The sequence below is a fragment of the Streptomyces sp. NPDC059994 genome, from assembly GCF_042737755.1.
Classification (GTDB): Bacteria; Actinomycetota; Actinomycetes; order Streptomycetales; family Streptomycetaceae; genus Streptomyces.
On the sequence record NZ_JBHWUR010000063.1, the window covers coordinates 21,415 to 29,171 of the forward strand.

Genomic DNA, 7,757 nt, shown 5'->3' on the forward strand with positions numbered 1-7,757 from the left:
TGCCCCGGCTGTATGCAGAGGTTTTGCGTACGGGCCGGGGCAGCCCCTTTTCCGTGCCTACGGTCAGAGGGGGCGGCCGTTTACGGTGACGGCGACTCCGGACAGTGTGCGGAGGTCTTTGCGCTCTTCACGGCTCAGCTCCGGCCTGGCGAGGAGATGGAGGCTCAGCGCGCTGTAGTCGGCGCACGAGGTGCGGAAGCCCTCGTTCGCGGCGAGCGCGGCTACTGGTACGCACTCCACTCGCCGGTGGCCGCGCCCCTTCGGCACCTCCCTGACCAGGCCGACCACCGTCGCGCCGCTCCCTCGCGGGCGGGCGGTCGGACTCGAAGGTCAGCGTCTGACGGAAGCGGCCCGCGACCGGCAGCACGGTTCCGGTGAACTGGTCGAGGTCCAGCCGGTCGCCGTCGTACCGCTGGACGTCCGGGAACCCGATGATCTCGCAGTAGGGGAGCGGCCGTTCGGAGGCGACCGCGCCGGACCGGGCGCCGGCGGTCTCGTGCACCCGCCGCCCCTGGCCGCACCACAGCAGTGCGGCGTCGAGATCGGTGTCCTGCCAGACCACATGGCACGCGATCCATTTCCCGGGCCCGTCCGGCAGCGCGACCCTCGGCACGGCGTCGAGCCCGAGGTGCGCGCAGGTCAGCACCAGCCCGGGGCCGATCAGTACGCCCGTGCCCTGCATGGCGCCGAACACGGCCACGATGTGGCGGGAGCCCTGGAAGCCGTTCACGGCAGCGCCACCCCGCCGTCGAACACCTCGACGCCCTCCGGAAGCCGGTCCATTCCGGTCACCGTATGGCTGGACTGCACGTGGATCTGGAGCAGCGTCGGCGGAGCCGCGAGCCGGCTCACGTCGTACTCCCGCTGGTACGCCCAGAGGTTCAGGACGTGCAGGCGCGGGAAGACCTCCGCGAGCCGGGCGAGGGCGGCCGGTGGCACCTGGTCGATCAGATAGACCTGGAACACCGACGGCAGGGCGAGCCCGGAGGGGGCGGCGCACAGTGATGTGCCCGTCACCTGCAAGGTGCGCAGCCGGGGGATACGAGCCACCTCCTCCCACTCCTCGGCGCTCTCGGGGCTGCTCCACGGCCCCAGGTAGAGACCGGTCAGGGCCGTGGTGGACCGGGCCAGGCCGCGCAGGTCGCCCGCCGCCGACCCGCTGATGTCGAGCGACTCCAGGGGGGCCGCCGCCGGGAGCGCGGCCGGTGACCAGCTCAGCCGGTCGCCGGTCAGGCCGAGCGAGCGGAGGTGGCGCAGCGAGGTGAGCGGGCTCAGGTCCGCGTTGCCGATTCCGCTCAGCGAGAGTTCCGTCAGCGGCTTGCCGCGCAGGCCCCTAAGGTCGGTCAGCCGGGGGCAGTCGGCCACGCCGAGGTCCGTGAGCGGGTGCGGGCCAGTCAGGAAGGACAGGTCCTCCAGGGTCGGGTTCTCCCGCAGCCGCACCCGGGTGAGCGAGGCCTCGGCCGCGTACGCGCGCAGCGCCTCGGCCGAGAGGCCGCCGCGCGCCTCCAGCTGCGGCCGGGTGCCGAGTTCCCGCAGGGCGCGCAGCTGCTCGTCGCAGGTGACCGTGAAGAGGATGTCCTCGGGGTCGATCCCGGCGATGACCTCGTCCGCGTACTGCTGGGTGTCGAACCGGCCCCAGGACCAGACGAGCTGGGCCCTCACCCGACGCGCCGGGTGGCGGCCGAAGCGGGCCAGGAAGGTGATCGCGCGCTCCGACTCCACGTGCGAGGCGGCGATGACGGCCAGTTCGGCCGTGTACTTGTCCAGCCCCTCGGGGTCCGGCAGCAGGTCGAGGATCATCGGGCCCGCCGCCGCGAGCGCCCGCGCGGCCACCATGTCGCGCGGCGGGATCAGCGCGGCCGTACGCCGCTCGACCTCCGCCCGCACCTCCGAGGCGAGCTCGGGCGCGTGCTCCAGGCCGGTCGCCGCGAGCAGATGGACGCGGGTGCGCACAGCCGGAGAGGCGTGTTCGTCGCCGTACCTCAGGAGCTCCCCGAACAGCTCCACGCGCTCGCGCGGGCGCGCGTGGGCGACGGCCATGCGGATGACGTCCTCCCACTGGTCGTCGGCGGAGTGGGCGACGAGCAGCCCGAGGTCGCCGGCCTCCACGGCGGCCCGCGCGCCCAGGTAGTCCTGGAAGGTGCGGTGGATGAAGTCGACGGTCCCGGGGGCGGGTTCGCGCAGCAGGCCGCTGCGGTGCAGGAAGTGCTCGAAGACGGCCCGCGCGTCGCCGAGCTCGGCCAGCTCCGGTACGGAGGGGAGCAGCTCCGCGATGACCGTCTCGGCGCGGGTGCGGTCCATCTCGGTGCGGCCGTTGCGGATCAGCCAGTACGCGAGCTGCTGGAGCAGCTGGATCTGCGGCTCCTGGCGGCGCTCGGGCACCCGCATGTCGCGCTCGCGGTCGCGGCGGATCAGCAGCATGGAGAGCGCCGCGTCGTACAGGTCCTTGCGGCCGTACGGCAGGAAGCCGCGCCGGTCGCGGTGGAGGGCGCAGATCAGGCCGCACATCAGCGGGTTGGTGGCCAGGCGCCCGAGGTCCGGCTTGGCGCGCACGGCTGCGAGGAGCTGGCTCTCGTACGCGGTGAGCTCGCCGTCGTCGTCCGCCCCGGTCCGCGCCGCCGTGTGCCAGCGCCGGACGAACGCGGCCACGTCCGCCGGGCCCATCGGGCAGAGCGTGAGCTCGGTGAAGCCCTCCTCGCCGAGCCAGTCCTCGCCCACCGCCGAGGGGCGCGAGGTGACCAGCCAGCGGTTGCCGGGGTAGGCCTCGACCAGATCGCTCAGCCACGCCCGGGCGTGGGCGCGTTCGGCGTCCGGGATCTCGTCGATGCCGTCGACCAGGATCAGGCCGCGCCCCTCCTCCAGGACCCTGGACTCCCAGCCGGGCGGCTGCTCGCCCGCCAGCGGGGAGCCGACGGCCGCCAGGAAGTCCTTGGGCGCGGGCAGCCGCGCGCCGTGGCGGGTGAGGGTGCGCAGCGGCAGGACGTAGGGGATGCGGTCGTAGAGGTACGCGGTCGAGTGGTCGAGGTCGTCGCGCGCGGCGGACAGGGCGAGCCACTGGACGAGCGTGGTCTTGCCGGATCCGGCCTCGCCGCGCAGCAGTACGCGCTCGTGGTCGGCGAGTACGCGGTCGGCGGGGCGGGGAGCGAAGTCCTCCCCGGCGCTCACGGCGCCCGGCACCGGCGCGCGCTCCTCGCGCGTGCGCCGCGGCCTGGCGGCGCGCCCCACCGCCTCCAGCCTCAGATATGCGGTGTCCAGGGGCCACTTGCGCGGCGAGTTGGCGAGGTCGATCCCGTAGATCGTCAACTTGCCGTGCTTCTTCGCCAGATGTGCCAGATAGCGCGCCTCGAACTTCCCGTCCTGTGCGCCGGGGCGCGGCGTCCGCGCGATCAACTCGTCCATACGGGCGATGAGTTCGCTCTGGCGACGGCTCTGCTCGACGAGGGTGGCGGGCACGAAGGTGGAGCGCTGGGTGAAGAAGTTCAGGATGTGCAGACAGGCGGTGTCGAGCAGGCGTACGTAGAAGTGGGTGGCGTCGGCGGAGAGGTGGCGCTCGGGGTGGTCGCTCGCGCGGCTCAGCTCGCGGGCGAGTTCCCGGTGGCCCAGGGCGACCGCCTCGGCGTCGCTGAGGGTGAGCTCGCCCAGTGCGTAGAGGGTCCGGGCGAGGGCGTCGGCCACGGCCCGCTCCTCGTCCGCCGGGACCGGTCGTTCGCCGGACCGCAGGGCGGCCCTGACCAGCTTGGCGGCGAGGGCGCGCAGATCCGCCTGGCCGAGCGTGCGCTTCTCGCCCCGGAAGGAGACGTACGACGAGATCCGGACCGGCTGGTCGGCCAGGCCGGCGCCGGCCGGTTCGGCGGTGAACAGCTTGCGGATCAGTGGGGTGACGGCGGCGGACGCGACTTTGGCGGTGAGGAGTCCGGGTTCCACGACGCGCCAGCGTAGCCGTGGACACGGGACCTCGGTCCCGAAATGGAAGGACTTAGGTCGCGCCGAACGGGGGCGCACGGTGACAAGGTGCACAGGCTCCCGGGGGCCTACTACCGCCGATAGCGGCCCATGAGCCATGCATGGGCCGAATTCCACCGGTGATCGATACGGCTTTCGTTAGTAGATGGGTGTTTTGTGGCGGGACGGGGGTGTGGGTTACCAAGGGATGCAGCCCGGCGCGCCGCTCGTGTGCCGGGCCTGTTCCTGCCCCGCCCCTGTCGTCCACCCGGAGGATGTCCCCGCATGTTCCAGCGCACCGCTTCCCGCACTCCCCGCCCGACCGTCCTCCGTCTCTGCGCCGCCGCCGTGGGCGCGGGCCTGGGAGCGACGGCCCTGCTGGGTGCCGGGACAGCCGTCGCCGCCGACAAGGCGGGGGCCCCGGCGCTGGCCGGTGCGGCCGCTTCCGTCGCCGCGCAGGCCGACGCGCAGGCCAAGGCGGCGACGCACGCCAAGAAGGCCGCGGCCAAGAAGGCCGTGGCGTGGGTGGACCCGGTGGACACGTACAAGCTCAGCGCCACCTTCGGCACCGGCGGCTCGATGTGGGCGCACAAGCACTCCGGCCAGGACTTCGCGGTGCCGATCGGCACCCCGGTCAAGGCCGTGCACGCGGGCACCGTCGTCAAGGCGGGCCCGGGCGGCGGCGGCGACGGCCCGGCGTACGGCAACGCCATAGTGATCCGGCACGCCGACAGCACGTACTCCCAGTACGCGCACCTGTCGCGGATCGACGTCCACATCGGGCAGACGATCTCCACCGACCAGCGGATCGCGCTCTCCGGCAACACCGGCAACTCCAGCGGCCCGCACCTGCACTTCGAGATCCGTACGACGGCGAACTACGGCTCGGCCGTGAACCCGGTCGCGTTCCTCCGCACGGCGGGCGTCACGGTCTGACGGCCGCGACGTAGGGACTATCGCGCGCCGCTGTGCGCCTGAGTAACAAGATCGATGGCGACTTCGAGGATGGCCTTGCGCCTCTCCTCGGGGTCGCCTTCGAGGTCCTTGAGGGCGTGCATGCCGACGTGCATGGAGAAGAGCGCCGTGAAACAGCGGATCTGGTCGGTCAGGGGCGCGCCCGGGTCCTTGATCAGCTCGACCATCGCGAGGACGCGGTCCTTGAAGTTCTCCCCGATGGACAGCTCGCGGACGGTGGCCTGGTTCTCCTGCATGAAGCGGAAGAGCGGGGCGGCGTCGGTCAGGGCGTCGCTGTAACGTCGCAGAACCTCGATCTTGGATTCCAAGGTCTGAGGCTGCTTCCTGCCCCATTCGAGAAGTTCATCCATCGGCCGGGTGAGGTCCTCAAAGAGGCTCACCAGGATGTCTTCCTTGGTTTTGAAGTGGTAGTAGAGCGCCGCCTTGGTGACGTCGAGCCGCTCCGCGATCTCACGCAGCGAGGTCTTCTCGTACCCCTGCTCGCCGAAGAGCTCCAGGGCCACATCCTGGATGCGCTGGCGGGTGTTGCCTCTGGCCATCGAGCTCTCCTGAAAACTTACTTGACGCCCGGCTAGTAGGGGGTCTACTTTCCCCAGTGTAGTAGTAACTAGCCGGGCGGCAAGTAAGTGTGGGGCAGGGAGTGGGAGAGATGGCACAACAAACTCAGCCGGAGGCCGGTTCGGCCGCGGCTCCAGAGGCCGGGCCGAAGCAGCGCAGCGTCCGAGTGGTCCTGCTGGCCCTGATGATCGCGATGCTCCTCGCGATGCTCGACAACATGATCGTCGGCACCGCGATGCCCACCATCGTCGGCGACCTGGGCGGTATGGCCCATCTGTCCTGGGTGGTCACCGCGTACACCCTGGCCACCGCCGCCTCCACGCCCATCTGGGGCAAGCTCGGCGACATGTACGGCCGCAAGGGCGCCTTCCTCAGCTCCATAGTCGTCTTCCTGGCGGGCTCCGCGCTCAGCGGCATGGCCCAGGGCATGGGCCAGCTGATCGGCTTCCGGGCGATCCAGGGCCTGGGCGCGGGCGGTCTGATCGTCGGCGTCATGGCGATCATCGGTGAGCTGATCCCGCCCCGGGAGCGCGGCAAGTACCAGGGCATGATGGCCGGTGTCATGGGCATCGCCATGATCGGCGGCCCGCTGGTCGGCGGCTCCATCACCGACCACCTCGGCTGGCGCTGGTCCTTCTACATCAACCTGCCGCTCGGCGCGGTCGCGCTCGCGATGGTCACGACCGTCCTGCACCTCCCGAAGAAGAAGTCCAAGCCGAAGATCGACTACCTCGGTACGGTGCTGCTGACCATCGGCATCACGTCGATCGTGCTGGTCACCACTTGGGGCGGGACGGAGTACGCCTGGGGCTCGGCCCGGATCATGGAGCTGATCGCGCTCGGCGTCGCGTCCCTGGTCGGCTTCCTCTTCGTCGAGACGAAGGCGGCCGAGCCGATCGTGCCGCTGCACATCTTCCGCAGCCGCAACTTCTCGCTGATGGCGACGATCGCGTTCATCACGGGCTTCGTGATGTTCGGCGCGGTCCTCTTCCTCCCCCTCTACCAGCAGTCGGTACAGGGCGCCTCGGCCACCAACTCGGGCCTGCTCCTGCTCCCGATGCTGCTGTCGATGACGGTCGTCTCCCTCTTCGCGGGCCGCGTCACGACCTCCACGGGCCGCTACAAGGCGTTCCCGATCGTCGGCAGCATCCTCATGGTCACCGGCCTCTACCTCCTCTCCACGATGGACACGGGCACCACGCGGCTGACCTCCGGCCTGTACATGGCGGTCCTCGGCGCGGGCATGGGCTGCCTGCTCCAGATCACGATGCTGGTGGCGCAGAACAGCGTCGAGATGAAGGACATCGGCGTCGGCTCCTCCACGAGCACGCTGGCCCGTACGCTCGGCTCCTCCTTCGGCGTGGCCATCATGGGCGCGCTCTTCAACAGCCGGGTCCAGGACGCGATGACCGCGCAGGGCGGGGCCGGGGTCACCCAGCAGTCCGCCCAGCTCGACGCGGCGAGCCTGGCGAAGCTGCCGGTGCAGCTGCGGGAGGCGTACCAGCACGCGGTGTCGTCCGGTACGCACGGGGCGTTCGTCCTGGGCGCGGCGGTCGCGCTCGGCGCGGTGGTGGCTTCGCTGTTCGTGAAGGAGGTGCCGCTGCGGGGGGCGGGCCCGAAGCCGGACGCGGCGCCTGGCACCGCCCCGGCTGACGCCTCGGCTCCCGCTCCGGCGGAGGTGCCTGGTGGCTCGGCCCCGGCCGACACGGAGACGGCTGCGCCGCCGACGGTACGCGAACGCGTCTGACCCCCTCCCTCCTCAGCCCGAAGGCCCCCGGACCCTGTCCTGGGGGCCTTCGTGGTGCCCGGGGGGCCCACCCCACCCCTTCCCGAAAGCCCTGGGCGGGCGGCCGGGTGGTGGCCCGAGGTGGGAGGAGGAGGAAGGTCTACCGGGGGCTACGCCCCCAGACCCCCGAGCGGGGGCTCCGCCCCCTGCGCCCCTGGCGGGGCTACGCCCCCTGCACCCCGGGTGGGTGGGGTCTATCGGGGCCGCCGGGTACAGGGGGCCGCACCCCTGTACCCGGCGGGGCCGCACCCCTGCGCCCCTGGGGTGGGTGGGGCCTACCGGGGTGGGGGCATTACAGGGGGCTGCGCCTCCACCCCCGAGCGAGGAGGGGCCGCTCCCTGCGCCCCTGGCAGGGCTTCGGCCCTGCACCCCCGCGCCCCTGGCGGGGGTGGGGGCGACCGGGCGGGGTGGTGGGCTTTGCGGGAGGCATCGCCCCGGGGCCCTGAGGGGGCCGCGCCCCGCCATGGGCCTCGGCCCAAACCGGGGGCGGGGTGGG

General features: G+C 71.9%; 5 protein-coding genes. 2 read left to right on the forward strand and 3 right to left on the reverse strand.

Going from position 1 to position 7,757, the window contains the following annotated elements; translation table 11 throughout:
* Positions 1 to 127: 127 nt before the first annotated feature.
* Together ACFWA7_RS26470 and ACFWA7_RS26475 are read right to left on the reverse strand one after the other, a co-directional pair.
* Positions 128 to 730, reverse strand: a complete 603-nt coding sequence (locus ACFWA7_RS26470; RefSeq protein WP_385825525.1) for a hypothetical protein — start codon at positions 728 to 730, stop codon at positions 128 to 130.
* Positions 727 to 3,924 carry an NACHT domain-containing protein gene (locus ACFWA7_RS26475; RefSeq protein WP_385825527.1) on the reverse strand — a complete coding sequence of 1,066 codons (3,198 nt, stop codon included), beginning with the start codon at positions 3,922 to 3,924 and terminating at the stop codon, positions 727 to 729. Before ACFWA7_RS26475 ends, ACFWA7_RS26470 begins: the two co-directional genes overlap by 4 nt.
* 303 nt (positions 3,925 to 4,227) lie before the next feature.
* On the opposite strand from ACFWA7_RS26475, the gene ACFWA7_RS26480 reads away from it, so the two are divergent.
* Complete coding sequence (locus ACFWA7_RS26480; RefSeq protein WP_385825529.1) at positions 4,228 to 4,878, forward strand: M23 family metallopeptidase; 651 nt, start codon at positions 4,228 to 4,230, stop codon at positions 4,876 to 4,878.
* Positions 4,879 to 4,895: 17 nt separating this feature from the next.
* Here ACFWA7_RS26480 and ACFWA7_RS26485 read toward each other — a convergent pair whose 3' ends face one another.
* Positions 4,896 to 5,456 (reverse strand): TetR/AcrR family transcriptional regulator, encoded by a 561-nt coding sequence (locus ACFWA7_RS26485; RefSeq protein WP_385545202.1) that lies wholly within the window; start codon positions 5,454 to 5,456, stop codon positions 4,896 to 4,898.
* Positions 5,457 to 5,566: 110 nt separating this feature from the next.
* Here ACFWA7_RS26485 and ACFWA7_RS26490 point away from each other — a divergent pair, with 110 nt between their 5' ends.
* Positions 5,567 to 7,222 carry an MDR family MFS transporter gene (locus ACFWA7_RS26490; protein WP_385545205.1) on the forward strand — a complete coding sequence of 552 codons (1,656 nt, stop codon included), beginning with the start codon at positions 5,567 to 5,569 and terminating at the stop codon, positions 7,220 to 7,222.
* Positions 7,223 to 7,757 lie beyond the last annotated feature (535 nt).